This window comes from Streptomyces antarcticus (genome assembly GCF_026627255.1).
Lineage (GTDB): Bacteria > Actinomycetota > Actinomycetes > Streptomycetales > Streptomycetaceae > Streptomyces > Streptomyces antarcticus.
On sequence record NZ_JAPNLM010000046.1, the window covers coordinates 1 to 26,482 of the forward strand.

Annotated in this window: 25 protein-coding genes, 1 tRNA gene and 1 pseudogene; 11 read left to right on the plus strand and 16 right to left on the minus strand. The window is 71.1% G+C overall.

Going from position 1 to position 26,482, the window contains the following annotated elements:
- Nucleotides 1–121: 121 nt before the first annotated feature.
- From OTB16_RS36785 to OTB16_RS36810, 6 genes are all read right to left on the minus strand, one after another.
- Nucleotides 122–466 (minus strand): rhodanese-like domain-containing protein, encoded by a 345-nt coding sequence (locus tag OTB16_RS36785; protein ID WP_267726956.1) that lies wholly within the window; start codon nt 464–466, stop codon nt 122–124.
- Between the two features lie 141 nt (nt 467–607).
- Nucleotides 608–1,441 (minus strand): J domain-containing protein, encoded by an 834-nt coding sequence (locus tag OTB16_RS36790; protein WP_267727002.1) that lies wholly within the window; start codon nt 1,439–1,441, stop codon nt 608–610.
- 191 nt (nt 1,442–1,632) lie between these two features.
- Nucleotides 1,633–3,033 (minus strand): DUF2252 domain-containing protein, encoded by a 1,401-nt coding sequence (locus tag OTB16_RS36795; RefSeq protein ID WP_267726958.1) that lies wholly within the window; start codon nt 3,031–3,033, stop codon nt 1,633–1,635.
- Between the two features lie 114 nt (nt 3,034–3,147).
- Nucleotides 3,148–3,807 carry a response regulator gene (locus OTB16_RS36800; protein WP_269287785.1) on the minus strand — a complete coding sequence of 220 codons (660 nt, stop codon included), beginning with the start codon at nt 3,805–3,807 and terminating at the stop codon, nt 3,148–3,150.
- Between the two features lie 8 nt (nt 3,808–3,815).
- Nucleotides 3,816–5,489: a sensor histidine kinase gene (locus OTB16_RS36805; protein ID WP_267726960.1), complete on the minus strand. Its 1,674-nt coding sequence runs from the start codon at nt 5,487–5,489 to the stop codon at nt 3,816–3,818.
- 194 nt (nt 5,490–5,683) lie between these two features.
- Nucleotides 5,684–5,766: transfer RNA gene (locus tag OTB16_RS36810), tRNA-Leu, on the minus strand.
- Between the two features lie 293 nt (nt 5,767–6,059).
- Between OTB16_RS36810 and OTB16_RS36815 the strand changes: the two genes are divergently transcribed.
- From OTB16_RS36815 to pknB, 6 genes are all read left to right on the plus strand, one after another.
- Nucleotides 6,060–6,893 (plus strand): FhaA domain-containing protein, encoded by an 834-nt coding sequence (locus OTB16_RS36815; RefSeq protein WP_267726962.1) that lies wholly within the window; start codon nt 6,060–6,062, stop codon nt 6,891–6,893.
- A gap of 10 nt (nt 6,894–6,903) precedes the next feature.
- Complete coding sequence (locus tag OTB16_RS36820) at nt 6,904–7,404, plus strand: FHA domain-containing protein FhaB/FipA (protein ID WP_267726964.1); 501 nt, start codon at nt 6,904–6,906, stop codon at nt 7,402–7,404.
- 144 nt (nt 7,405–7,548) lie between these two features.
- The gene (locus OTB16_RS36825) at nt 7,549–9,009 is read left to right on the plus strand and encodes a Stp1/IreP family PP2C-type Ser/Thr phosphatase (protein ID WP_267726965.1); all 1,461 of its coding nucleotides are present in this window, start codon (nt 7,549–7,551) and stop codon (nt 9,007–9,009) included.
- Nucleotides 9,010–9,040: 31 nt separating this feature from the next.
- Nucleotides 9,041–10,465: an FtsW/RodA/SpoVE family cell cycle protein gene (locus OTB16_RS36830; RefSeq protein WP_267726967.1), complete on the plus strand. Its 1,425-nt coding sequence runs from the start codon at nt 9,041–9,043 to the stop codon at nt 10,463–10,465.
- Nucleotides 10,462–11,925, plus strand: coding sequence for a peptidoglycan D,D-transpeptidase FtsI family protein (locus OTB16_RS36835; protein WP_267726968.1), 1,464 nt, complete (start codon nt 10,462–10,464; stop codon nt 11,923–11,925). Before OTB16_RS36830 ends, OTB16_RS36835 begins: the two co-directional genes overlap by 4 nt.
- A gap of 223 nt (nt 11,926–12,148) precedes the next feature.
- Nucleotides 12,149–14,200, plus strand: coding sequence for a Stk1 family PASTA domain-containing Ser/Thr kinase (gene pknB, locus OTB16_RS36840; RefSeq protein WP_267726969.1), 2,052 nt, complete (start codon nt 12,149–12,151; stop codon nt 14,198–14,200).
- Nucleotides 14,201–14,441: 241 nt separating this feature from the next.
- On the opposite strand, the gene OTB16_RS36845 is transcribed toward pknB, so the two are convergent.
- The 6 genes and pseudogenes from OTB16_RS36845 to OTB16_RS36870 all read right to left on the minus strand — a co-directional run bounded on the left by OTB16_RS36845 (nt 14,442) and on the right by OTB16_RS36870 (nt 18,532).
- Nucleotides 14,442–15,224, minus strand: coding sequence for a class E sortase (locus tag OTB16_RS36845; protein ID WP_420717876.1), 783 nt, complete (start codon nt 15,222–15,224; stop codon nt 14,442–14,444).
- 22 nt (nt 15,225–15,246) lie between these two features.
- Nucleotides 15,247–15,927: pseudogene (locus OTB16_RS36850) on the minus strand (class E sortase); the annotation flags it as partial.
- Between the two features lie 140 nt (nt 15,928–16,067).
- Entirely contained in the window at nt 16,068–16,706 is a 639-nt protein-coding gene (locus tag OTB16_RS36855) for an aminodeoxychorismate/anthranilate synthase component II (protein ID WP_267726970.1), read from the minus strand.
- Complete coding sequence (locus OTB16_RS36860; protein WP_267727009.1) at nt 16,703–16,903, minus strand: hypothetical protein; 201 nt, start codon at nt 16,901–16,903, stop codon at nt 16,703–16,705. Before OTB16_RS36860 ends, OTB16_RS36855 begins: the two co-directional genes overlap by 4 nt.
- A 65-nt stretch (nt 16,904–16,968) precedes the next feature.
- Entirely contained in the window at nt 16,969–17,787 is an 819-nt protein-coding gene (locus tag OTB16_RS36865; RefSeq protein WP_267726971.1) for a class E sortase, read from the minus strand.
- Nucleotides 17,759–18,532: a DUF881 domain-containing protein gene (locus OTB16_RS36870; protein WP_267726972.1), complete on the minus strand. Its 774-nt coding sequence runs from the start codon at nt 18,530–18,532 to the stop codon at nt 17,759–17,761. The genes OTB16_RS36865 and OTB16_RS36870 overlap by 29 nt, the downstream gene beginning before the upstream one ends.
- A 91-nt stretch (nt 18,533–18,623) precedes the next feature.
- On the opposite strand from OTB16_RS36870, the gene crgA reads away from it, so the two are divergent.
- Entirely contained in the window at nt 18,624–18,878 is a 255-nt protein-coding gene (gene crgA / locus OTB16_RS36875; protein WP_267726974.1) for a cell division protein CrgA, read from the plus strand.
- A 115-nt stretch (nt 18,879–18,993) separates the two neighbouring features.
- Here the strand turns inward: crgA and OTB16_RS36880 are convergent, their stop codons facing one another.
- The gene (locus tag OTB16_RS36880; protein ID WP_267726976.1) at nt 18,994–19,866 is read right to left on the minus strand and encodes a rhomboid family intramembrane serine protease; all 873 of its coding nucleotides are present in this window, start codon (nt 19,864–19,866) and stop codon (nt 18,994–18,996) included.
- A gap of 179 nt (nt 19,867–20,045) precedes the next feature.
- Nucleotides 20,046–20,573, minus strand: coding sequence for a peptidylprolyl isomerase (locus tag OTB16_RS36885; RefSeq protein WP_267726977.1), 528 nt, complete (start codon nt 20,571–20,573; stop codon nt 20,046–20,048).
- 176 nt (nt 20,574–20,749) lie between these two features.
- On the opposite strand from OTB16_RS36885, the gene OTB16_RS36890 reads away from it, so the two are divergent.
- Entirely contained in the window at nt 20,750–21,448 is a 699-nt protein-coding gene (locus OTB16_RS36890) for a DUF5324 family protein (protein WP_267726978.1), read from the plus strand.
- 75 nt (nt 21,449–21,523) lie between these two features.
- On the opposite strand, the gene OTB16_RS36895 is transcribed toward OTB16_RS36890, so the two are convergent.
- Both OTB16_RS36895 and OTB16_RS36900 read right to left on the minus strand, forming a co-directional pair.
- A complete protein-coding gene (locus tag OTB16_RS36895; protein ID WP_267726980.1) occupies nt 21,524–22,078 on the minus strand; it encodes a LysM peptidoglycan-binding domain-containing protein in 555 nt (184 codons plus the stop codon).
- Nucleotides 22,079–22,264: 186 nt separating this feature from the next.
- Entirely contained in the window at nt 22,265–22,744 is a 480-nt protein-coding gene (locus OTB16_RS36900; protein ID WP_267726981.1) for a MarR family winged helix-turn-helix transcriptional regulator, read from the minus strand.
- A 229-nt stretch (nt 22,745–22,973) separates the two neighbouring features.
- Between OTB16_RS36900 and OTB16_RS36905 the strand changes: the two genes are divergently transcribed.
- The 3 genes from OTB16_RS36905 to OTB16_RS36915 all read left to right on the plus strand — a co-directional run bounded on the left by OTB16_RS36905 (nt 22,974) and on the right by OTB16_RS36915 (nt 26,405).
- On the plus strand, nt 22,974–24,341 hold the full coding sequence (locus OTB16_RS36905; protein WP_420717878.1) for a DHA2 family efflux MFS transporter permease subunit: 1,368 nt from the start codon (nt 22,974–22,976) through the stop codon (nt 24,339–24,341).
- 431 nt (nt 24,342–24,772) lie between these two features.
- Entirely contained in the window at nt 24,773–25,342 is a 570-nt protein-coding gene (locus OTB16_RS36910) for a Uma2 family endonuclease (protein WP_267727006.1), read from the plus strand.
- A gap of 613 nt (nt 25,343–25,955) precedes the next feature.
- On the plus strand, nt 25,956–26,405 hold the full coding sequence (locus tag OTB16_RS36915) for a Mu transposase domain-containing protein (protein WP_267726984.1): 450 nt from the start codon (nt 25,956–25,958) through the stop codon (nt 26,403–26,405).
- Nucleotides 26,406–26,482: the final 77 nt, after the last annotated feature.

Below are 26,482 nucleotides of genomic sequence, written 5' to 3' on the forward strand. Positions count from 1 at the left end.
CCATCCACGACCCCACCCTCAACAGCGAACATGTTGCCATCGAGAGTGAGGCTGACAGAACCAGCATCCCGAACACCAACCGCCCGGTCACCCAGCCCGGCGAACGTTCGTGGACAACGCACTAGAGCACGAAGGCCGGGTTCCCGGTGTCCGTCACCATCGGGCGCCCGGCCCCGTCCCAGGCCTGCATCCCGCCGTCAATGTTGACGGCGTCGATGCCCTGGCGGACGAGGTACTGGGTGACCTGCGCGGAGCGCCCGCCCACGCGGCACATCACGTGCACGCGGGCACCGTCCGGGGCGGCCTCCGTAAGCTCGCCGAAACGGTTCACGAAGTCGCTCATCGGGATGTGCAGAGCGCCCTCGACGTGGCCGGCCGCCCATTCGTCGTCCTCGCGGACGTCGAGGACAAAGCCTTCGGAGGGCACCGCGGCGGCGTCCACCGAGGGAAGCGGTCCGAAGTTCATACGTCGCCTGCTCTCATCGCGGATGGGGATGGGAATGCCAACCTATCCGACCGGACCCCCCGCGCCCGCCGGTGCCGAGGCCCCCGCCGGAGCGGCGCCGGAACCCCACCGGCGACAAGCAGGGACGGCCCGCGGCGCCCCTCAGGGAGCGGCGAGACCGGCAAGCTCCGCCTCGCGCTCGGACACCTGCGCCAGCAGCTGTTCCGCGATCTCCTCAAGCAGCCGGTCCGGGTCCTCCGGGGCCATCCGGAGCATCGAGCCGATCGCGCTGTCCTCCAGGTCTTTGGCGACCAGCGACAGCAGCTCCTTGCGCCGCGAGAGCCACTCGAGCCGTGCGTACAGCTCCTCGCTCTCGCCCGGCACCGCCCGCTCGGGCGCCGGACCGGCCGCCCACTCCTCGGCCAGCTCGCGCAGCTGCTGCTCCTCGCCCCGCCCGTACGCGGCGTTCACCCGCGCGATGAACGCGTCCCGCCGCTCCCGCTCCACCTCGTCCTGGGCGAGGTCCGGGTGGGCCTGGCGAACCAGCTCGCGGTAGAGACGGCGCACCTCCTCCGAGGGACGCACCCGCTGCGGCGGCCGCACCGGCCGGTCGGTGAGCATCGCGCCGGCGTCGTCGGAGATCCCGTCGGAATCCATCCAGTCGTGGAACAGCTCGTCCACCCCCGGCATCGGCATCACCAGCGCGCGCGCCTCCCCGGCCCGCCGCAGGTCCTCCGGATCGCCGGTACGGGCCGCCTTCGCCTCGGCGATCAGCGCGTCCAGCTCGTCGAGCCGCGAGTACATCGGCCCGAGCTTCTGGTGGTGCAGGCGGGAGAAGTTCTCGACCTCCACCCGGAAGGTCTCCACCGCGATCTCGAACTCGATCAGGGCCTGCTCGGCGGCCCGCACGGCCCGCTCCAGGCGCGCCTCGGGACGGTCCGCGCCGGAATCACCGGAATCACCGGGGCCGCCGGACTCACCGGGGGCCGACGGCATGGGCTGCTCAGGCTGGTCGGTCTGTTCGGTCTGCTCGCTCACGCGGCCAGCCTACGGCCCGCCCGGCCGGGCGGTGTTTCACGTGAAACACCGCCCACCCCGCGAAGCCCCACCCCGCGAAACCCAACGACCCGAAGCCCCACCCCGCGAAGCCCCACCCCGTCGACCCCGCGCGGCGCGGCCCGCACCCGTCAGACCCCGGTCTCCGCCGCGATCCGCCCCGCCCGCACCGCCGCGACCAGGTCGGCATGGTCCGCCTCGGTCCGGTCGGCGTAGGCCACGGCGAAGGCGGCCACCGCCTCGTCCAGCTCCTCGTTCTTCCCGCAGTACCCGGCCAGCAGCCGCGGGTCGACGCTGTGCGCGTGGGCCCGCGCCAGGAGCGCCCCGGTCATCCGCCCGTAGTCGTCGAACTCCTCGGCGGCCAGCGCCGCCGGGTCCACACTGCCCTTGCGGTTGCGGAACTGCCGCACCTGGAAGGGCCGCCCCTCGACCGTGGTCCAGCCCAGCATGATGTCCGACACCACCTGCATCCGCTTCTGCCCGGTCACCACCCTGCGGCCTTCGTGCTCCTGCGGCGGGGCGGGGAAGCCCAGGGCCGGCAGGTGCGGCAGCAGGACCGAGGGCCGCGCCTCCTTCACCTGGAGCACCAGCGGTTCGCCCCGGTGGTCCATGAGCAGCACCACGTACGAACGCGTGCCGACGCTCCCGGTGCCCACCACCCGGAAGGCCACGTCGTGGATCGCGTACCGGGCCAGCAGCGGCAGCCGGTCGCCCGTCAGGGTCTCCAGGTACGGGCCCAGCGCGGCCGCGACGGCCGCCGCCTCCGCGTCCCCGACCCGGCGCAACACGGGCAGCGCGTCCACGAACCGGCAGCTGCCGTCCGCCGCGGCCGCGGTCGACTTCGCCGCGAACCGGGCGGAGGTGTTGTTGCGGGCCTTCTGCGACACCCGCTCCAGCGTCCCCAGCAGATCCCGGGCATCGGCGTGCGAGACCAGTTCCTCGTCCGCGATGGCGTTCCAGGCGTCCATGGCGGGCAGCTTGGCCAGCAGCCTCATGGTCCGCCGGTAGGCGCCCACGGTGTCCCGCGCCGCCGCCCGGCAGGTGTCCTCGTCGGCTCCGGCCACCCGGCCGGCCAGCACCAGCGAGGTCGCCAGCCGCTTCACGTCCCACTCCCACGGACCGAAGACGGTCTCGTCGAAGTCGTTCAGGTCGATGACCAGACGACCGTGAACGTCCCCGTACAGGCCGAAGTTCGCCGCGTGCGCGTCCCCGCAGATCTGTGCGCCGACTCCGGTGACCGGGCCTCCGGACAGGTCGTGCGCCATCAGCCCGGCCGCCCCGCGCAGGAACGCGAACGGGTTCGCGGCCATCCGCCCCACCCGTATGGGAGCCAGCTCGGCGACCCGGCCGGCGTTGGACTCCTCCACCGCCCGCACGGCGTCCGGGCGCCCGGCAGCCGCCTCGAAAGCGGCGTGCGCCGAGCGCGGCACCCGTCCGCGCAGTGCCTTGCCGTGCTCCTTCGGCGATCCGTCCGCCACCCTCGGCGCGAACCCCTCCACCTGCGGTATCCGCTGTCCCGCTGCCGCCGTCATGTGCGCCGCCCCACCAGTCCATTCGATCGCCAGAACGGGCTGACCGTACCGACAGCCCGGCGCCCCTGGCCAGCACGTCCAAGCCGACACCCCCGGCCGGGGCCGATCAGGCCCCTACAGCCCGGCGTCTCTGGCCAGCAGCGCCGCCTGCACCCGGTTCTCGCAGCCCAGCTTCGCCAGGATCCGGCTCACGTACGTCTTCACCGTGGCCTCGCTCATGTGCAGCCGCCGGCCTGCGTCCGCGTTCGACAGCCCCTCCCCGAGCAGCGCCAGCACCCCGCGTTCCCGTTCGCTCAGCTCCGCCACCTGGCGCCGGGCCTCCTCGCCCCGTACCGCCGCCCGCCCCGAGGACAGCTGGTCCACGACGTGCCGCGTCGCGCCCGGCGAGAGGTACGCGTCACCGGCCGCGGCCGCCCGCACCGCCCCGATCAGCTCGCCCGGCGCCGAGTCCTTCAGCAGGAACCCCGCGCCGCCCTGGCCCAGGGCCCGCAGCACGTTCTCCTTCTCCCCGAAGGTCGTCAGGATCAGCGCCCGCACCACCGGAACCGCCCGCTTCAGCTCGCCCAGCGCGGTCAGCCCGTCCATCACCGGCATCTGGATGTCCAGCAGCACCACGTCCGGCGCGTGCGCGCGGGCCAGGTCCACCGCCTCCCGCCCGTTCGACGCCTCCGCCACCACCTCGATGTCCGGAGCCGAGGTCAGGATCATCCTGATCCCGGCCCGGATCAACGGCTCGTCGTCCGCGATCACCACGCGGATCACTTCGGCTGTCACCCGAACTCCTACTGCTTGACCTGGTACGACTGCTTGTCGACGAGCTTGCCGTCCTTGAAGCAGAAGCGGAACGCGACGTCGGTGGTCAGATCCGGCGAATCCTCCGTCGACAGCAGCACCAGACAGTTCGACCCCTCCGGCCGCGGCGGCCCCTTCCGGTCCATGCCCCCGGTGAAGATGCTGTCCCCGTCGGGCAGCCGGTCGCGGACCGCCTGCTCCGTCTCGCCCAGCCGCACGGCGTCGTACTCGCCCCGGTCGATCATCGCGTTGTTCACCGACCCCACCAGCATCACCACACCCGCCACCAAGGCGATCAGCAGCACCACGACGGCCGCGGCCGTGATCCCGCAGCCCAGCGCTATGCCGCCGGTCCGGCTGTGGGCCCGTACGGCCAGCTCCCGGTCCACCACCGACCAGTCCATCGGGGAGTCGCCCTTCGGGCCCCCCACCAGGACCCCCTGCCCGAAGTCGTCGGCCACCTCCGCCACCCCGGCCGGCCCGGCACCGTACGGGAGCACTCCCGCGACCCGGAACCCGCCGCCCTCGACCGCGCCCGCGTGCACCATCCCGCCGACCAGCCGGGCCCGTTCGCGCAGCCCCGTCAGCCCCTGCCCACCGGACACGACCTCGCCGGCCCCCGGTCCGGCCGCGACGCCGTTGGCGATCTCCACCACCAGCGAGTCGTCCTCGTACCGCAGCTCCACCGCGATCGACGCGCCCGGAGCGTGCTTGTACGCGTTCGTCAGCGCCTCCTGCACGATCCGGTACGCCGCGTGGTCGCAGGCCGCGACGAGCTCCCTCGGCTGCCCCGACGTCGTCAGCCGTACGTCGGTCCCCGCGCCCCGCGCCGCCTCCACGACCCCCGCGATCCCGGCCACGCCGCGCGCCGGGGACTGCGCCTCCTCCAACGGCACCGGGGCCTCCACCCCGTCGCGCATGATGCCGACGACCTCGCGCAGCTCGTGCATCGCCGCCACCGAGGCCTGCCTCAGCACCCCCACCGCCTCGCGCTGTCGGTCGGTCAGCTTCGGATCGACCTCCAGCGCCCCGGTGTGCACCGAGATCAGCGCCAGCTGGTGGCCCAGGCTGTCGTGCATGTCCTGTGCGATCCGCTGCCGCTCCCGCAGCCTCGCCTGCCCCGCGACCATGGCCCGCTCCCGCAGCAGCTGCCCGTTGCGCTCCTGGAGTGCCCGCAGCAGCGTCCGGCGCTGGGACCAGTACCGGCTCGCCAGACCCGGCACCACCGTCGCCACGAGGAACATCAGCGTGGAAAAGACGATCACGAGCAGCGGCCGCATCCCGTCCCACTGGGACAGCACGCTGAAGCCGGCCGCGGCGAGGAAGGCGAGGGTGAAGGCGGCCAGCGCCCGGCCCACCCCGACGATCCGACGCCCCGCGGACCAGCCCAGCAGGATCGTGACCAGGAACACTCCGGGCAGCACGCCGCTCGCCGCCGAGCCGACGACGAGGGTGGTCCCGGGAAACCGCCGCCGCAGCAGGGTCAGCACCACGACGACCACGGCGCTCACCAGCATCCGGCGCCCGGAACCGTTGTCGAGTTCCTCGATGCCGAGCCCCAGCACGGCCAGGACACCGGCCAGCGCCAGGTCCCCGGCCAGCATCCGCCGGGTCCAGGGCTCCGGCCCCCTCAGCCGGTCCCAGCCGGCCCGCCTCTTCGCCATGACATCCACCCGACGACCCTAGACACCCCCGTCCGGCACCGACCGCCCTCTTTCGTCGCGGCCCCCACGACGAAAGTCTGAAGTCCGGCACGATGAAAGTCTGAAGTCCGGACAATGGGGGAAAGCAGTCCGAACGACGGGGGAAACACGAAACGGCCGCCACCGCTTTCGCGATGACGACCGTTTCGCCGATGTGGGCGAGGGGGGATTTGAACCCCCACGTCCCGAAGGACACTGGCACCTGAAGCCAGCGCGTCTGCCGTTCCGCCACTCGCCCGAGCAGCACTCCAGTGGATCTTCCCTTTCGGGCCGTTCCCCTGGCGACGTCGAAAGATTAGCACGTGGAACGGGGTGGATTCACATCCCTTTCCCGGGCCCCCGGGGCCCCGCCGGGGACGGCCCCTCCCGCACTCAGCCCCCGGTACGGGACACTGTCCCTGGCGCGCCCCTACGATCGCTTGTGAGGACCAACACTCGTCCACACAGGACCGATGGGGAACCAGCCGAATCCGCCACGCGTGGATACGATCAGTAAGCAGTACAGGGCGACAACGACGGAGGAGGTGCCCCATGGGAGTCCTGAAGCGGTTCGAGCAGCGACTCGAAGGTCTGGTGAACGGCACCTTCGCCAAAGTCTTCAAGTCCGAGGTCCAGCCGGTGGAGATCGCCGGCGCCCTCCAGCGGGAGTGCGACAACAACGCCACCATCTGGAACCGCGAGCGGACCGTCGTCCCCAACGATTTCATCGTGGAGCTCAGCGGCGGCGACTACGACCGCCTGAGCCCCTACTCGGGTCAGCTCGGCGACGAGCTCGCGGGCCTCGTCCGCGACTACGCCAAGCAGCAGCGCTACAGTTTCATGGGCCCCATCAAGGTCCAGCTGGAGAAGGCCGACGACCTCGACACCGGGCTCTACCGGGTCCGCAGTCGCACCCTCGCCTCCAGCACCTCGCAGCCGCAGGCCGCCCAGGGCGGCCCGGCAGCGCCCCAGAACCAGCAGCAGGGCGGCTACGGGTACCCCCCGGTCGCCGCCCCGCCCATGCCCGCGGGCCCGCCTCCGGGCGGCGCCGCAGGACGGCGGCCCGCCCCCGGCGGAGCCGCTCCCGCGCCCTCTCCGGGCGGCCCGCGACGGCACTGGATCGAGATCAACGGCACCCGCCACCAGATCTCGCGTCCCACGCTCGTACTCGGCCGAAGCACGGAAGCCGACGTGCGGATCGACGACCCCGGCGTCTCGCGCCGGCACTGTGAGATCCGGACCGGAACGCCCTCGACGATCCAGGATCTCGGGTCCACCAACGGCATCGTGGTGGACGGGCAGCACACCACCCGCGCTACGCTCCGCGACGGCTCGCGGATCGTCGTGGGCAGCACCACCATCATTTACCGGCAAGCCGAAGGGTGAAGCGGGGGCAATGTCAGAGCTGACCCTGACGGTCATGCGGTTGGGTTTCCTAGCCGTTCTGTGGCTGTTCGTCATCGTGGCCGTTCAGGTCATCCGCAGCGATCTCTTCGGTACGAGAGTGACGCAACGCGGCTCCCGCCGAGGCGGCGCGGCTGCCGGTGCCCCGCAGCAGGGGGGCCGCCAGGCGGCGCCACCTCAGCAGCGCCAGCGCCGTGGTGCGCCGACCAAACTCGTCGTCTCCGAGGGCACCCTCACGGGTACCACGGTGGCCCTCGCGGGCCAGACGATCACGCTGGGCCGCGCCCACGACTCGACGATCGTGCTGGACGACGACTACGCGTCCAGCCGTCATGCCAGGATCTACCCGGACCGTGACGGGCAGTGGATCGTCGAGGACCTCGGCTCCACCAACGGCACGTATCTCGACCGGAACCGGCTGACCACTCCGACGCCCATTCCGCCGGGAGCGCCGATCCGCATCGGCAAGACCGTCATCGAGCTGCGGAAGTAGTACGAGAATGAGCGAGCGGAGCGAGCGAGCCGCGGAGATCCGTCCCAGTGTGGAAACGGACCCGCGCGCGCTCCCGACCGGAGGGTGGGCAGTGTGGCTCGAGACCGGTTGTACCCGGAGGCAGCGTCGACAGGGCAGGTGCGCATGAGTCTGTCCCTGCGGTTCGCTGCCGGATCGCACAAGGGCATGATCCGCGAGGGGAACGAGGACTCCGGCTACGCCGGCCCCCGTCTCCTCGCGATCGCCGACGGCATGGGCGGCCAGGCCGCCGGCGAGGTCGCCAGCTCCGAGGTGATCTCGACCCTTGTGCAGCTCGACGACGACGTCCCGGGCTCCGACATCATCACCTCGCTCTCCACCGCCGTGCAGCGGGCCAACGACCAGCTGCGCGCGATGGTCGAGGAGGACCCCCAGCTCGAGGGCATGGGCACCACCCTGACCGCCCTGCTGTGGACCGGCCAGCGCCTCGGCCTCGTCCACGTCGGCGACTCCCGGGCCTACCTGCTGCGCGACGGCGTCCTCACGCAGATCACCCAGGACCACACCTGGGTGCAGCGTCTCGTCGACGAGGGCCGCATCACCGAGGAGGAGGCGACGACCCACCCGCAGCGCTCCCTCCTGATGCGCGCGCTCGGCAGCGGCGACATCGTCGAACCCGACCTCTCCATCCGCGAGGTCCGGGCCGGCGACCGCTACCTGATCTGCTCCGACGGGCTGTCCGGCGTGGTCTCCCACCAGACCCTGGAAGAGACCCTCGCCGACTACCACGGCCCCCGCGAGACCGTGCAGTCGCTGATCCAGCTCGCGCTGCGCGGCGGCGGTCCGGACAACATCACCTGCATCGTCGCCGACGTCCTCGACACCGACAGCGGCGACACGCTCGCCGCCCAGGTGAGCGACACCCCGGTCGTCGTCGGCGCGGTCGCCGAGAACCAGCACCAGCTCTTCGACGGCGGCAACGCCATGCACACCCCGGCCGGCCGCGCCTCCGGACTCGGCCGCCAGGCCCCCCCGCCCGCCGGCTCCTTCGGCCCGCCCGGCAGCGGCGAGGCCCCCGGCTACGGGTACGCGGACTCCGGCCAGGGCGGCGGCGGGTACGGCAGCTTCGGCGAAGCCGACGGCTACGACTCCGACTCCGGGTACGAGGACACGTACGACAAGCCCCGCAGGCGCCGCAGCAAAGGGCGCAAGTGGACCACCCGTACGCTGATGCTGCTGCTCGTCGCCGGAGTCATCGGCGGCGGCCTCTACGCCGGCTGGCGCTGGACGCAGACCCAGTACTACATCGGCGTCAAGGGCGACCACGTCGCGCTGTTCAAGGGCATCAGCCAGAAGCTCGGCCCGGTGGAGCTCTCCAAGGTGGAGACCGACCGGCCCGACATCGAACTGAAGTACCTGCCGCCCTTCAAGCTGAAGCTCGTCCAGGCCACCATCAGCGAGAGCAGCCTCGACGGCGCGCGCGAGAAGATCGACGACCTCGGTCTCCAGGTGTCCGCCTGCAAGAAGGACGAAGAGCGCCGCAACGCCGAGGCGCAGAACCAGACACCCGCCGCCGGCCTGACTCCCGCGGAGCAGCAGCTGGTCGGCCTGTGCGGAAAGCAGTAGACACACGCGGGCGCAGGGGGCCTGCCACACCATGAGCGTTGTCACCAACACGACCACCATCGGCGCCATCGAGCTGCCGAGCCGGCGGAACACCGAGCTGATGCTGCTCGGGTTCGCCGTGGTCATCCCGATGTTCGCCTACGCCAACGTGGGCCTCGCGATCAACGGCAAGCTGCCGCCCGGCATGCTGGTCTACGGCCTCGGCCTCGGCGCGCTCGCCGGGGTCGCGCACCTCGTCGTGCGCCGCTACGCGAAGTACGCCGATCCGCTGCTGCTGCCGCTGGCCACCCTGCTCAACGGACTCGGGCTCGTCTTCATCTGGCGCCTGGACCAGTCCGAGCGGCTGCAGAACCTCGCGAAGCGCTCCTTCGGCGCGTTCTCCCCCTCCGCGCCCAACCAGATGCTGTACACGGCCGTCGGCATCGCCCTGTTCGCCGCCGTCCTGCTGCTGCTCAAGGACCACCGCGTCCTGCAGCGGTTCACGTACATCTCGATGGCCGGCGCCCTGGTCCTGCTGATCCTGCCCGTCATCCCGGGTCTGGGCGCGGACGTCTTCGGCGCGAAGATCTGGATCAGCGTCGGCGGGTTCTCCATCCAGCCCGGCGAGTTCGCGAAGATCGTCATCGCGATCTTCTTCGCCGGCTACCTGATGGTGAAGCGCGACGCCCTGGCCCTGGCCAGCCGCCGCTTCATGGGCCTCTACCTGCCGCGCGGCCGCGACCTCGGCCCGATCCTGATGATCTGGGCGATGAGCCTGCTCGTCCTGATCTTCGAGAACGACCTCGGCACCTCGCTGCTCTTCTTCGGCATGTTCGTGATCATGCTGTACGTGGCCACCGAGCGCACCAGCTGGATCGTCATCGGCCTGCTGATGTCGGTGGGTGGCGCCGTCGTCGTCGCCTCCTTCGCCAGCCACGTCCAGGCCCGCGTCACCGCCTGGCTCGACCCCTTCGCCTGCTACACCACCTCGGGCGCCTGCGAGCAGGTCGGCCAGTCCCTGATGAGCTTCGGGTCCGGCGGTGTCCTCGGCACCGGCCTCGGGCAGGGCCACTCGGACCTGATCCTCTTCGCCGCGAACTCCGACTTCATCTTCTCCACCGTCGGAGAAGAGCTGGGCCTCGCCGGCGTGATGGCCTTCCTGCTGATCTACGGGCTCATCATCGAGCGGGGCGTCCGCACCGCCCTGGCCGCCCGCGACCCCTTCGGCAAGCTCTTCGCCATCGGACTGTCGGGCGCCTTCGCCATCCAGATCTTCGTCGTCGCCGGCGGGGTCATGGGCCTCATCCCCCTCACCGGCATGACGATGCCCTTCCTCGCGTCCGGCGGCTCCTCCGTCCTCGCCAACTGGGCCCTCATCGGGATCCTCATCCGGATCAGCGACACCGCACGCCGACCTGCCCCGGCTCCCGCTCCGTCCCCCGACTCCGAGATGACCCAGGTGGTCCGCCCGTCATGAACAAGCCCCTGCGCCGCATCTCTCTGTTCTGCGGGCTGCTCGTCCTCGCCCTGCTGATCCGGACCAACTGGCTTCAGTACGTGCAGGCCGAGGAGCTCAGCACGCGCAAGGAGAACCGCCGGGTCCAGATCGCCCAGTACGCGACCGAGCGCGGCAACATCATCGTGAAGGGCAAGCCGATCACCGGCTCGGTCGCGACGAACGGCAGCGACTTCGAGTTCAAGCGGACCTACGAGGAGGGGCCCCTGTGGGCCCCCGTGACGGGCTACGCCTCGCAGGCCTTCGGCGCCACCCAGCTCGAATCGCTCGAGGACGGCATCCTCACCGGCAACGACGACCGGCTCTTCTTCGACCGCACGGTCGGCATGTTCACCGGGGAGAAGAAGCAGGGCGGCAACGTCATCACGACGCTCAACCCCGACGCCCAGCGGGCCGCCTTCAAGCAGCTGGGCAAGAACAAGGGCGCGGTCGCGGCGATCGACCCGCGCACCGGCGCCATCCTCGCCCTGGTCTCCACCCCCTCGTACGACCCGTCGAGCTTCGCCGGCAACTCCAAGGACGACGAGAAGGCCTGGGTCTCGCTGAAGGACGCCGAGGACAAGAACCTCGTCAACCGCGCCCTGCGCGAGACCTACCCGCCCGGCTCCACCTTCAAGGTCGTCACCGCCGCCGCCGCCCTCGAGCACGGGGTCGTCACCGACATCAACGCGCCGACGGACACCCCGGAGCCGTACATCCTGCCGGGCACCAAGACGCCGATGGTCAACCACGCGAGCGGCTGCGAGAAGGCCCCGCTCAACGAGGCCATGCGCGTCTCCTGCAACTCCGTCTTCGCCAACCTCGGCAACAAGGTCACCCGCGACAAGATGGTGGAGACCGCGGAGAAGTTCGGCTTCAACAACGACAAGATCGACATCCCGGTCCGCGCCTTCGCCAGCGTCTACGACAAGAAGATGAGCCCGGACGGCAACGCCCTGAGCTCCATCGGGCAGTTCAACACCGCCGCGACCCCGCTCCAGATGGCCATGGTCACCGCCGCCATCGCCAACGACGGCAAGCTGATGAAGCCGTACATGGTGGACCAGCTGACCGCGCCCAACCTCGACCTCATCGAGAAGCACGACCCGCAGGAGATGAGCCGGCCCCTCTCCGCCGCCAACGCGCAGAAGGTCCGGGAGATGATGGTCAACGTCGTCGAGACCGGCACCGGCGCCCCGGCCAAGATCAACGGAACCACGGTCGGCGGCAAGACCGGCACCGCCCAGCACGGCGAGGGCAACAAGAAGCGCCCGTACGCCTGGTTCATCTCCTACGCCGAGAACCCGGACAAGAGCTCGCCCGTCGCCGTCGCCGTCGTCATCGAGGACAGCGGCGCGGACCGCGAGAACATCAGCGGCGGCGGCCTCGCCGCCCCGGTCGCCAAGGCCGTGATGGAAGCCGTGCTGAAGGGCCAGCGGTGAGCCGGTGCGAGCCGGACACGAACCGCGAACGGCGGGGCCCGCGGGGCCCCCACGGTGATCCGCGTCACTGAATCCGGGCGGATACGAGCGTACGGTACCGGTCCGGTATCAGCCTGTGGCCACGAACCGATCACCGACGATCGGCCGGTAGCCTTTGCGCGAACAGCACACCGCCGGACCACACACAGGTGCGGTCGGGACTGACGGAGAGGGCTGGAACGTTATGGAAGAGCCGCGGCGCCTCGGCGGCCGGTACGAGCTGAGCCACGTGCTCGGCCGTGGTGGCATGGCCGAGGTCTACCTCGCCCACGACACCCGGCTCGGCCGTACCGTCGCCGTCAAGACCCTGCGTGCCGACCTCGCCCGCGACCCGTCCTTCCAGGCCCGGTTCCGGCGCGAGGCCCAGTCGGCCGCGTCCCTGAACCACCCGGCGATCGTCGCCGTCTACGACACCGGCGAAGACTACGTCGACAACATCTCCATCCCGTACATCGTGATGGAGTACGTCGACGGGTCCACCCTGCGCGAGCTCCTGCACTCCGGCCGCAAGCTGCTGCCCGAGCGCACCCTGGAGATGTGCATCGGCATCCTCCAGGCGCTGGAGTACTCGCACCGCGCCGGCATCGTGCACCGCGACATCAAGCCCGCCAACGTGATGCTGACCCGCACCGGCCAGGTCAAGGTCATGGACTTCGGCATCGCGCGCGCCATGGGCGACTCCGGCATGACCATGACGCAGACCGCGGCGGTCATCGGCACGGCCCAGTACCTCTCGCCCGAGCAGGCCAAGGGCGAGCAGGTCGACGCGCGCTCCGACCTGTACTCGGCCGGCTGCCTGCTCTACGAACTCCTCAGCGTCCGGCCCCCGTTCGTCGGCGACTCCCCCGTGGCCGTCGCCTACCAGCACGTACGGGAAGAGCCCCAGCCACCCTCCAACTTCGACTCCGAGATCACGCCCGAGATGGACGCGATCGTGTTGAAGGCGCTGGTCAAGGACCCCGACTACCGCTACCAGTCCGCCGACGAGATGCGCGCGGACATCGAGGCCTGCCTCGACGGCCAGCCCGTCGCCGCCACCGCCTCGATGGGCGCGGGCGGCTACAGCTACCCCGACCAGGGCCACGGCTACGGCCACCAGGGCTACGACCAGCCCACCACCGCGTTGCGCTCCGCCGAACACGGGCAGACGGCGATGATGTCGCCCATGCCTCCGGGCGGGGGCGACGGCGGGTACGGGTACGGCGATCAGAGCGGCTACGACCAGGGCCCGAACCGCCGCCAGAAGAAGAGCAAGGCGTCCACGATCCTCCTCGTGGCGGCCGGCATCCTCGTCCTCGTCGGCGCGATCCTCATCGGCCGCTCCCTCTCGGGCGGCGGCGCCGACAACCGCCCCGCGGTGCCCAAGCTCGTCGGCCAGACGCTGGAGCAGGCGCAGAAGAGCGGCGCCAACGCCGGGGTCAAGGTCGAGAAGGGGGCCGACGAGCCCTGCGAGGGCCAGGCCAAGGGCAACGTCTGCTCGCAGAACCCGGAGGCCGGCTCCAAGGTCGACAAGGACTCCACGGTCACGGTGAAGATCTCCTCGGGCGCGCCCCCTGTGGCGGTGCCCGACGTGCTGCGGGTCCCGTTCGAGGAGGCGGAGACGGCGCTCAAGGCCAAGGGCTTCCAGGTCGAGCGCAAGACCCAGGAGTCCGACAGCACCCCGGGAGTCGTCCTCGAGCAGAACCCCAAGGCCGGCACCCAGGCCCAGAAGAACGACGTCATCACGCTGACGGTGGCCAAGGAGCAGTCCAAGGCCACGGTCCCGGACCTGCTGGGCAAGTCGCGGGAAGAGGCGGTCAAGCTCCTCACCGCCGCCAAGCTGAAGCTCGGCAGCACGACGGAGACCGAGTCACCCGGCGCCACCCCGAAGACGGTCATCGCGCAGCAGTTCGCGGCCGGCGAGGCGATCGATATCGGCAAGACGGTCAACATCACCGTCGCCAAGGCGGCGCAGACGGTGCAGGTGCCGAACCTGGCCGGCAAGACGGTCGACCAGGCCAAGGACGAGCTGAAGCGGGCCAATCTGGTGTTCGGCTCGGTCCTGTCGGGTCCGACCGACGACAAGGCGACGGTGATCCTCTCCGACCCGCCGGTGAACACCGCGCTCCCCAGCGGTTCCGCGGTCAACGTCCGCACCGTCCCGGGCCAGCAGGACGGCGGCAACAACGGCGGCGGTAACAACGGCAACAACGGCGGCGGTGGCGGCGGCTTCATCGGCGGTCTGGGCGGCCGCTAGCGACCAGCCGCGGGCCGTAGGCCCCGGCGCCGGTACGGAAAAGGTCCGGTTCCTCCTCAGGGAGGGGCCGGACCTTCGTCGTAGGGGCCTCCGTACGGGCCGTGGCGAGGCCGTGAAGGCGGCGTGGGGGCCTCCGGGCTCCCCGGTTCCTCCCTGGAGCCTCCCGGGTGCCCGTGAGGCTCCAGGGGCGCCCGGCGGGCACCGGGTCCGCGGCGGCCTCGGCCCGGGGCCGCCCGCTTCCTCAGCGCAGTTCCGCCGGGAGGCCGCGGTCGGCGTTCACCTTCTCCGTCCGGACCAGCTCGCCCCAGACGACGTAGCGGTACTTCGAGGTGTACACGGGCGTGCAGGTCGTCAGCGTGATGTAGCGGCCGGGTGCCGTGCGGCCCGACTCCTTCGGGACCGGGCTGATCACGTCCACGTTGTACTTCGAGGTCTGCCGCAGCTCCGCGAAGACCTTGTAGACGTACCAGGTGTCGCGCGTCTCGAAGACGATCGCGTCGCCGTCGCGGACCTTGTCGATGTTGTGGAACTTCGCCCCGTGGCCGTCCCGGTGCGCGGCGAGCGAGAAGTTCCCGGACGCGTCCCACGGCAGCGCCGACTTCACCGGTTCGGTGTAGTAGCCGGCCACGCCGTCGTTCAGTACGTCCGGCGCCGTGCCCCGTTTGACGAGCACCTCGCCGTTCTTCATCGCCGGCACGTGCAGGAAGCCGACGCCGCCCCCGGTGTCCAGCGCTCCCGGCTCCGCGGGCTCGGAGGGGCCGGGCGCGGGGGGAGCGAGCCACTGCTGGCGGATCTCGTCGCCCCGCACCGACGCCTGCCGGTCCGCGAGCACGTTCGTCCACCACAGGGAGTACGCGACGAACAGGCCCAGCACCAGGCCCACGGTGATCAGGAGTTCGCCCAGCAGGCTCAGGAAACCGGCGAGGACACTGCGGCGCCCGGCCGGCCGGCCGGTGTCGCAAGAGGCGTCGTGGGGGGCGGCGGCAGCGTCGGCAGGACGGCGGCGGTGGCTGGAAGGTGACACTGCGGATTCGTCCTTCGGGCGGCTACGAGCTGGTCAGCGCGGGTGGCGGGCCCTCGCTGCGGGGACGTTCTCCGGTCATCCTGCCCCATACGATCATCCGGTAGGTGCTGGTGAACTCCGGGGTGCAGGTGGTCAGCGTGATGTACCGGCCGGGAGAAGTGAACCCCGAGCCCTCCGGCACCGGCTTCAGCACCGCGACGTTCGTCGGCGGGGTCTGCGCCAGCGCCGAGGTCATCTCGTACGTGTAATAGGCGTCCCGGGTCTCGACCACGACCGGATCGCTCGGCACCAGCCGGTTGATGTAGCGGAACGGCTCGCCGTGCGTGTTCCGGTGGCCCGCCACCGCGAAGTTGCCCCGCGCGTCCGAGGGCATCGCCGTCTTCAGCGAGCCCTCGCCGTAGTGCCCGACCATGCCCCGGTCCAGCACCTTCGGCTTGCTGATCCCCTCCGCCACCGGCACCCTCACGTCCAGCTTCGGGATGTGCAGGATGGCGAAGCCCTGTCCCGGCTCGAACGCCGACACCGCCGGGACGCCGGCCCCGGTCTCGGGCGCCCGTTCCCAGGTCTGCCGGAGCGAGCCGGCGGCGCCGTTCGCCGTCCGCTGCGCGAGGAGGTTCGTGTACCAGAGCTGGTAGGCGACGAACAGCAGCATCACCAGGCCCAGCGTGATGAACAGCTCGCCGCCCAGCCGGCTCGCGACGATCAGCGGACCGCCCGACGCCGGCCGCCTGCGCCGCCGTCCGCCGCGCCGCCGTGTCTGCCTCGCGGACCGTTTCGCCGCCTCCTGTGCGGCCCTGCGTCGCGCGGCCCGGCCCTCCGTGGGCGCGGACGGCGCGAGCGTGGTCACGCGACGGCCTTGCCCACCACCGGGGCCAGCCCCACCGACCGCTCCACGGCGCCGGCGTCACCGCAGCGCACCAGCCAGTTCGCGAGCATCCGGTGCCCCCACTCGGTCAGCACCGACTCGGGGTGGAACTGCACGCCTTCCACGTCGTGCTCCCGGTGGCGCAGGCCCATGATGATCCCGTCCTCCGTTCGCGCCGTGACCTCCAGCGTGTCCGGGAGGGTCAGGGGCTCGGCGGCCAGCGAGTGGTAGCGGGTCGCGGTGAACGGCGACGGCAGCCCCTCGAACACCCCGAGGCCCTCGTGCACCACGGGCGAGGTCTTGCCGTGCAGCAGCTCCGGAGCCCGGTCCACGACCCCGCCGTACGCGACCGCCATCGACTGCATGCCCAGGCAGACGCCGAAGACCGGAACACCGGTGTCAGCGCAGTGCCGGACCATGTCGACGCAGATCCCGGCCTCCTCGGGGGTGCCCGGGCCGGGGGACAGCAGGACGCCGTCGAATCCGTCCTGCGCGTGCTTGAGGGCTACCTCGTCGTTGCGCAGCACCTCGCATTCGGCGCCGAGCTGGTAGAGGTACTGGACCAGGTTGAAGACAAAGCTGTCGTAGTTGTCGACAACCAGAATGCGCGCGTTCACGGAGTCGCTCCCGATCCCTCGTCCACCGTCACGTCGTTGAACGGAAGGAGCGGCTCGGCCCACGGGAAGACGTACTGGAACAGCACGAACACCACCGCGAGGACCAGTACGAGCGAGATCAGCGCGCGTACCCACGCGTTTCCCGGCAGATGCCGCCAGACCCAGCCGTACATGCCGTCTGATTCCTTTTCGTCCACGATCGTTCCACGCACCGCGGAGGCGGTACGCGAACAGCCTAAAGGCAGCGGCCCGGCCGGGTGGGTCACCTCGGCAAACCCCCGGATCCCACCGGCCCGGACGTCCGGGTACCGGTCAGTTCGGCCCACACGACCAGCCGGTGGCTGTGGCCCCACTCGGGGTCGCAGGTCGTCAGCGTGAGGTACCGGCCGGGGACGGTGAAGGGCGACTTCCGGGGCACCGGGTCGACCACGGCGACGTCGGTCGGCAGGGTGCGGACGGGGCCGCCGCGGATCGTGTAGGTGTACGTCGCCGTCGCGTCCGTGAGGCTCACGGCGTCCCCGGGGCGCAGCGCGGGGAAGTCCTTGAAGGGGTCTCCGTACGTCCGGCGGTGCCCCGCGACCGAGAAGTTCCCGGTCTCGCCGAGACGGGCGGTGCCCGCGTAGTGGCCGAGGCCCTTCTTGAGGAGCTCGGTGCCGGTGCCCTCCAGGACGGGCTTGTTCCAGTCCGGCCCGAAACGGGGGATGGACATCTCGGCGAAGGGCCGTCCCGCGGGGTACGCGGCGGGCGGGCGCGGCTCGGCGGGCCCACCGGGGTTCACGGGCTTCCCGGACGCCGCCGGCTCACCGGGCCCGTCGGACGCCGGCGCCTCGGCGGGTTTCCCGGACGGGACCGCGCGCTCCGGCGCGGGCGCTCCCGCCGCCGCCCAGCCGCCGCGCAGCCGGGCCATCTCGCCGTCCATGGCCCGGTCGGCCTTCACCCCGGTCCAGAGCAGGACGTAGGCCACGAAGAGCACGATCAGCGTGCCCGCGGTCAGGCACAGCTCGCTCAGCGTCCGTACCACCAGGCGCAGGACGACATCGGCGCTGACCCGCTCAGGCAGTCGGTTCCACCGGCTTCGCATAGTGGAGGTCCACTGTGCCGGAGTAGCCGGGAAGTGTCAGCGCCTTGTGCTCGTCCACTTTCCAGCCGAGCCCGTACGCGTTCACGTACAGCTGGTAGTTCTGCAGCGCGGGGGAGGCCGCGAGCGCCTTGCGCAGCGCGCCCGGATCGCCGACCGCGGAGATCTTGTACGGGGGCGAGTACACGCGGCCCTGGAGGATCAGGGTGTTGCCCACGCAGCGCACCGCGCTGGTGGAGATGAGCCGCTGGTCCATGACCTGGATGCCCTGGGCGCCGCCCTGCCAGAGGGCGTTCACCACGGCCTGGAGGTCCTGCTGGTGGATCACCAGGTCGTTGGGCTGCGGTTCGGGCACGTTGGGGATGCGGGCGGTGGCGCCCGGCGGGGCGTCGTTGAGCGTGACGGTGAGGCCCTTGCCGGACAGCTCCTCGGTGCCGGAGGCCTTGCGCAGCGCGGCCATCCTGGCGTCCTCCGCCCGGGTCCTGCCGTCGTCGCGCTCGGCGAGGGTGTCCACCCGGCGGCGCACGGCTCCGGTGCTCTGTTCCAGCGCCGCGTTGTTCTGGCTGCGCTCCTGGATCAGGTCCGAGAGCCGCAGGAGCGAGGCATCGGTGCGGATGTTCGTACCCTTGGAAGTGTTGAAGCTGGTGACGAAGATCAGACCGGCCAGGGCGAAGACCGCGGCCGTCAGCAGCCGGACCGGCCTGGCCCGGCGACGGGGACCCGCGGAGGAGTCGTCGGAATTGCTCAACGTACCCTTCTCCTTCAACGTCACAGGTCCACTACGCTAACGGACGCCCGGGGCAGGCAAGGTCCCCAGCCCATCGACAGGAGAGCCCCTCGTGCCGAAGTCACGTATCCGCAAGAAGGACGACTACACGCCGCCGCCGGCGAGGCAGCCGCAGGCCATCAGGCTGACGAACCGCAGCTGGGTCGCCCCGGTCATGCTGGCCCTCTTCCTGATCGGACTCGCCTGGATCGTCGTCTTCTACGTGACCGAGACCCAGCTGCCGGTCGAGGCGCTGGGCAATTGGAACATCGTGGTCGGTTTCGGTTTCATCGCGGCGGGATTCGGCGTCTCCACTCAGTGGAAGTAGCACCTCTCGCCCCCCGAGGGAAGCTCTCCCCATGAGTTATCCACAGCGTCATCCACACCTGAGGAAAAGACAGAAGATCTGTGGATAACTCTGTGGAGAGTTGACGCCGGTGTGATCAGGTGAGTGCGGCCGTACGGACCAGAACGACCCCTGCGGCCAGCAGGAACACCACCACACAGGTCCCCCACTGGATGAGGGTGCGGCTCCTGCCCGCGGCGGGCAGGAGCATCCCCAGAGCCACCAGGGCACCGGTGACCAGGCCGCCCACGTGTGCCTGCCAGGACACCCGCAGGCTGCCGAACGACACGAAGCTCAGCAGCAGCATCAGCCCCACCATCACGAGCACCGGCCGCATCTCGTACCGCAGCCGCCGTGCCAGGACGACGGTCGCGCCGAGCAGGCCGAAGACGGCCCCGGACGCGCCGATGGTCGGTACGTTCGGCGCGGTCAGCAGATAGACGAGGGCGCTGCCGCCCAGGCCGGACAGCAGGTATACGGCGAGGTAGCGGGCCCGGCCGAGCGCCGCCTCCAGCGGGCCTCCGATCACCCACAGGGCGAGCATGTTGCCGATGACGTGCCACCACTCGGCGTGCAGGAACACCGAGGTCAACAAGCGGTGGTACTCGCCGCTGGAGACGCCCTGGACCGGCGCCCCGTAGTAGTCGGCGTACCGGCCGAGCAGCTCCAGCGGGCGGGCGGCCGACGGTACGGCCAGGCAGAAGAGGAACACCGCGGCGTTGAGGCCGATCAGGACCTTCGTGACCAGGTGGGGGTCCGCGGCGACCACCCCGCCGGCGATGGTGCGCGGCGCGTTCGCGGAGGACCGGTGTCCGGTGCCGGAACCGTCGCGCACGCACTCGGGGCACTGGAAGCCGACCGAGGCGCTGATCATGCACTCGGGGCAGATGGGGCGCTCGCAACGGGTGCAGCTGATCCCCGTGTCGCGGTCCGGGTGGCGGTAGCAGCCCGGCAGGCGGTCCGTGTCCATCGGTCCCCTCGGTCGGCGGGCGGGGCGCGGGGGGCGCCCCGCCGATCCGGTACGTGTATCCAGGACGGACGGGCGGGGCGGAAAGGTTCCCCGCGGGCGGGGGCCGCGCCCGGTCGGCACTCCCGATTCGGCGCTTCTCGACTCAGCGCTTGCGGGTCAGAGCTTCCGGTTCAGCGGACTCAGCGCTTCTCGATGACGACCGACTGGATGATCACGTCGTCCAGGGGGCGCTCGGTGCGCGGATTGGTGGCCAGCCCGGCGATGGTGTCCACGACCTGCTGGGAGGCCTTGTCGTTGATCTCGCCGAAGATGGTGTGCTTGCGCGTCAGCCACGCGGTGGGGGCGACGGTGACGAAGAACTGCGAGCCGTTGGTGGCCGGGCCGGCGTTGGCCATGGCCAGCAGGTAGGGCTTGGTGAAGGCCAGGTCCGGGTGGAACTCGTCGGCGAACTGGTAGCCCGGGCCGCCCGTGCCGTTGCCGAGGGGGTCACCGCCCTGGATCATGAAGCCGCTGATGACACGGTGGAAGACGGTGCCGTCGTACAGCGGGTCCGTGGTCTTCTGACCGTCGGTCGGCCGGGTCCACTCGCGGGCGCCCGTGGCGAGCTCGACGAAGTTCCTGACGGTCTTCGGAGCGAAGTTCGGCAGCAGCTCGATCTCGATGTCGCCGTGGGTCGTCTTCAGGGTGGCGTAGAGCTTCTCGGCCACTGATCTGCCTTCCTTAGTCATCACTGTCGGTCCAGATAGTCGCACGGAGCGCTGCGCCGCACAGAAAATCATCCACCCGTATGCCCTGTCACACATGCCCGTCGGCGTGATCGCAGGCATGATCCGACGAAGGGTGGAAAGGTGAACTGTGTCCGCCACCGAGGAGGAGGAATCCCGTGACCCGCAAGGACAGCGTGCGCCTGGCCGCCGAGAGCGCCAGGGAGACTGTGCGGCACGCGTCGGAAGTGGTGGCGCCGTACGCAGAAACCGCCAAGGATGCCGCGGTGCACTACGCGCATGAGGCGAACGAGCGGCTGGCGCCCAAGGTGTCCTACGCGGCCAACGAGGCCGCCAAGCAGGCACGTACGACGTATGACAACCATCTGCACCCCCGGCTCAAGTCGGCGCGCGCCCATGTGCCGCCGAACGTGGACCGGGCGGCGACGCGAGCCGTGAAGCAGACGCGCCGGGCCGCGCGACAGGCGGCCGACTACACGCAGCCGAAGTTCGAGAGCGCGCTCGCGGCGGCCACCCCGGTCGCCGAGGAGGCCGCCTCGCGGTCGACCGCCGCCTTCGCCGCGCTGCGCGGCCAGGTGTCGGCGAAGGAGGTGCAGCGGCTGGTGCGACGGCACGAGCGCCGGGCGCGCACCGGCCGGGTGCTGCGCGGTGTGGCCCTGGTCGGCCTGCTGGCCGGCGGTGCCTACGCGGCGTGGAAGTGGTGGGACCAGCAGTCGAACCCGGACTGGCTCGTGGAGCCGCCGGCGGCCACCGAGCTGTCGGCGCGCGATGCCGGGCCGGCGAGCTTCGACGACGAGCTGGCGGAGAAGGAGCGCGACGCGGACGCGGGGCCGACCGCCGAGGGGGAGCGTCCCTGACCCGCGGATCACCTGTAGGCCGAAGGGGCCCGCATCCTGTCGGATGCGGGCCCCTTCGGCGTGTGCCGGGCGGTGTCAGCCCGGCAGGGTGAGGACCATGCCCGGGCGGATGAGGTCGGGGTTGGAGCCGACAACGCCCTTGTTCACGGCGTACAGCTCGCGCCAGCGGCCCTCGTTGCCGAGTTCGCGGCGGGCGATCAGGGAGAGGGAGTCACCGGGCCGGACGGTGTACGTGCGCTTCTTCTTGGCCGCGGGCGCGGGCGCCGGCATGGGCGCCGCCGGAACGGCCTTGTGCGCCGCCGAGGCGGGCGACGGCGTGTGCGGCGCGCCGGGCCCCCGCGCGGGCGATACGGGGTGCGGCGGTACGGCGGCGGGCTTGGGGGCCACGGGGACTGCCTTGTGCGCGGCGGACGCCGGGGTCGGCGCCGCGGGCCTGGGCGGCGCGGCGGCCGCCATCCGCTCGGCGGCCGCGCGGGTGGCCGCGGCGGCGTCGGCCGCGGCGGCGTCGGCCGCGGAGCTCGCGGGAGGTGCGGCGGGCGCCGCCGCCCGCTGCTGGACCTGCTCCGTCACCTTCTCGGCGGCCTCCGGCTGCTTCTTCTTGTCGGACTTCAGGAAGTCGAAGAGTCCCATGTGTGTACGCCTCCGGCGTGGTGGTCCCCCCTGGGCGGTACGCCTCCCCCCACTGTCCGGCACCGGGATCCGGACGGCCGCACGACGGGGCCATCCGGGGGACACGCCGGGCGGGCCGCCCGGGGACCGGCGGGCCCGACGCACCGTCACCGGCGGGCCCGGCGCGCCGTCAGGCCCGGCGCACCGTCACTGGCGGGCCCGGCGCGCCGGTCGGGGGCTCTCGGACGGGGTGCCGAGATCGCCTTCGGCGAGCAGGCCGAGGACCCGCAGCAGGACGGCGCGGTCGGGGCCGGCAAGGGAGGCGAGGGCGTCGGCGTGCACCCGGTCGACGATCCGGGTGCTCTCGACGGCGACGGCTGCTCCCGCCTCCGTGACGGCGATGATCCGGGCCCGGCGGTCCGTGGCGGAAGGGCGGCGCTCGGCCAGTCCGGCCTTCTCCAGGGCGTCCACGGTGACGACCATCGTCGTCTTGTCCATGTCGCCGATCTCGGCGAGCTGTACCTGGGTGCGCTCCTCCTCCAGGGCGTGGACGAGGACGCAGTGCATGCGGGGGGTCAGCCCGATCTCATCGAGGGCCGCTGCCATGCGGGTGCGCAGCACGTGACTGGTGTGGTCGAGGAGAAAGGAGAGGTCGGGCTCGGTGCGGGCGGGGGCCATGGCGGTCATGACACCACTCTAAATCTTCGATCCGAAGAAAATCGTCTGCAACAAAACCATCTGCTACGGTCTCACCAGTCGCCCTCACTGACCGGAGAGACCGATGCCCGCCGCTCCCAGCCCCGCCCCCACCTCCGCCACCGACCCCGTCGGCGCCGCCGTTCACGGGTCCGCCCCGGCCATCGCCCCGCGGGGGCTGCGCTCCCGCTGGACCGCCCTCACCGTGCTCTCCACCGGCATGCTGATGACGATCCTCGACGGCAGCATCGTCACCGTGGCGATGCCGGCCATCCAGCACGATCTGGGCTTCACCTCCGCCGGCCTCAGCTGGGTGGTGAACGCCTACCTGATCGCCTTCGGCGGCCTGCTGCTCCTCGCCGGACGCCTCGGCGACCTGCTCGGCCGCAAGCGGATGTTCCTCGCCGGGACCACCGTCTTCACCGGAGCCTCGGTGCTCGCCGGATGCGCGTCCTCCCCGGGACTGCTGATAACCGCCCGGTTCCTCCAGGGACTCGGCAGCGCGATGGCCTCCGCCGTCGCCCTCGGCATCCTGATCACGCTGTTCACCACCCCCCGGGAGCGGGCCAGGGCGATCGCCGTCTTCTCCTTCACCGGAGCGGCCGGGGCCTCACTCGGCCAGGTGCTGGGCGGAGTCCTCACCGACGCCCTCGACTGGCACTGGATCTTCTTCATCAACCTGCCCATCGGGGTCGCCGCACTGCTCCTGGCGCTGCCCGCGCTTCCCGCCGACCGGGGCCTCGGGCTCCGGGCGGGCGCCGACGCCATCGGCGCCCTGCTCGTCACCTCCGGGCTGATGCTGGGCATCTACACCGTGGTCGAGGTGGAGCGGTACGGCTGGACCTCCGGGCGGACCCTCGGCCTCGGGGCCCTCTCCCTGGCCCTCCTCGCCGCGTTCACCGTGCGGCAGGCGAGGGCGCGTACTCCGCTCGTACCGCTGCGGATCTTCAGGTCCCGGACGGTGGTCGGCGCCAACCTCGTACAGATGCTGATGGTGGCCGCGCTGTTCGCCTTCCAGATCCTCGTGGCCCTCTACCTCCAGCGGGTGCTGGGCTACGGCGCCGGCGCCACCGGCCTGGCGATGCTCCCCGCCGCGCTGTCGATCGGCGCCGTCTCCCTCGGGGTCTCGGCCCGCCTGAACGCCCGGTTCGGGGAGCGGAACGTCCTGCTGGCCGGCCTCGTCCAGCTGCTCGCGGCCCTCGGCCTGCTGACCCGGCTGCCGGTCGACGCCGACTACGCCACCGACCTGCTGCCCGTAATGCTGCTGGCCGCCGGCTTCGGCCTGGCCCTGCCGGCCCTCACCACGCTGGGCATGTCCGGCGCCGACGCCGCCGACGCCGGACTCGCCTCGGGCCTGTTCAACACCACCCAGCAGATCGGCATGGCCCTTGGGGTGGCCGTCCTCTCCACCCTCGCCGCCTCCCGTACGGAGTCCCGGCAGGCAGCGGGCAGTTCTCCGGCGGAAGCCCTGACCAGCGGATACCACCTGGCCTTCGGCATCGGGGCAGCCCTGCTCCTGGCGGCGGTCGCCCTCGCCGCGACCCTCCTGCGCAGCGTTGTTTCACGTGAAACAACGGCCCGCGGGTAGCGGGACACCCCGCCGACCCCGCACACAAGAAACCCCTCTGGCCTGCGTTTCCGCAGGTCAGGTGGGTTTCCGCAGGGTGGAGCCTAGGAGATTCGAACCCGAAACGGGCGACGCTCCGACCTGCGATTTCACCAAGTCTTTGCGAGAGAATCGGACTTTCCCACCCGTTTCCGTCCCGCTCCATCCTGCTCGATCCCGCTGCCCCGACTCGGCGTGCCCACTGGTGGGCACACTCTGCGCATCGGTTGCACAAGCAACCCCACGACGCGCACGAACCACCTCAGCACTGCACTCTGACATCTTCCGTGCACTGTTCGCGCAAACTCTCACTCACCCCTTTACTCACGACAGATCGGAGCCGGATCGCGGTAGCCCACCACGATGCCCGTTCCCCGCCTAAGCTTGAGGCCAGGAGGTGCCCAGTGACGGTCATGGAACACCGGCCGCAGATGGCGGCCGAGGAGTTCGAGCGCATCGCCGCAGCTGCCGAGCGCGAGGGCGTCCGTATGGAGTTCATCCACGGCAGGCTGGGGGTCAAGGCCGTGCCCGACGGCGACCATGACGAGATCATCCGCTGGCTCATGCAGCGCTGCATGCAGCATCGTCCCGACCTGTGGCTCTACCCCGAACGCGGTCTGAAGATCCAGACCTACCGCAACGGCAACGCCAAGCCCGACGGCACCCTCGCCCCCGAAGGCACCTTCGCCGGCCAGGGCGAATGGGCCCACCCAGACCAGGTCCAGATGATCGTCGAAGTCACCTCCTACGACACCGACACCGACAAGCGCGACCGGGAGGAAAAGCCCGCCGCCTACGCCGAGACCGGCATCCCGGTATATCTGCTCATCGACCGCGACGCGTGCGAGACCCTCGTCTACAGCGAGCCCGACGCCGGCTCCTACACCAAGATTCTGCGCCGTCCCTTCGGCAAGACCATCGAACTGCCCACCCCCGTCGGCTTCACCCTGGACACCGAACCCCTCAAGGACTGGGTGCACTGACACCAGCGAGCGGCAGGGCCCGCATTACGGCCAAGATTCAGCGCGGCCCGAGAGAGCAGCTGAGGTCATAAAAGGTCGGCCCGCTCAGGGCGCGGAGGACTGGGCCGCAGGGATCAGCCATCCGAAGCTGCCCGCCTACCTCGGTCCGTCGGGCGCGAGCAGCTGGGGATCTCCAGAGGCACCGTGTTGCGGGCGCTGGCCTCGGACCGGCCGCCGGTCCTGGTCATCGTGTCGGGCTACTCGCGGGTGATCACCGGGCGGATGCTGCCTTCCCGGCAGAGCGGCGACCTGATCGACGGCCACTGGCGCCTGCTCGCCGACGGCTGGGGAGCGATCCCCAAGACACTCGTCTGGGACAACGAAGCCGGAATCGGCAAAGGCAAAACTGACCAGCGAGTTCGCCGCGTTCGCGGGCCTGCTCGCCGTCAAGGTCCACCTCTGCCGGCCCCGCGACCCGGAAGCGAAAGGCCTGGTCGAGCGGGCCAACGGCTACCTGGAGACGAGCTTCCTGCCCGGCCGCACGTTCACCGGCCCCGACGACTTCAACACCCAGCTGACCACCTGGCTCCAGATCGCCAACCGGCGCCAGCACAGGATCATCGGCGCCCGCCCGGTGGACCGCTGGGAGGCCGACCGCGCCGCGATGCTCACCGTCCCTCCCGTCACTCCACCGCACTGGTGGCGTTTCCACACCCGCATCGGCCGCGACCACTACATCCGCGTCGACACCAACGACTACTCCGTCCACCCCCGTGCCATCGGCAAGACGGTGATGGTCCGCGCGGACAACGAGGAGGTCACCGTCACCTGCGGCAACGAGGTCGTGGCCCGCCACACCCGCTGCTGGGCCAGGCACCAGAGCCTCACCGACCCCGAGCACGCCGCGGCGGCCAACATCCTGCGCGGCGAGGTGATCCACCAGCAGGCCGCCCGAGCGGCGAGTGCCAGGGCCGCGATGCTGGCCCCGGCAAGCCTCGGTATCGAGGTCGAGCAACGCGAACTGGGCACCTACGACCGTGTGTTCACCCTCATCGAGGGCGGCGCCGGGAAGGAGGACACCTGATGGCCCGCACCCCTGCCCAGACCACAAACACCGCCACCGACGCGGCCAAGGCGGACGGCCCAAGCGCCCGCACGGGC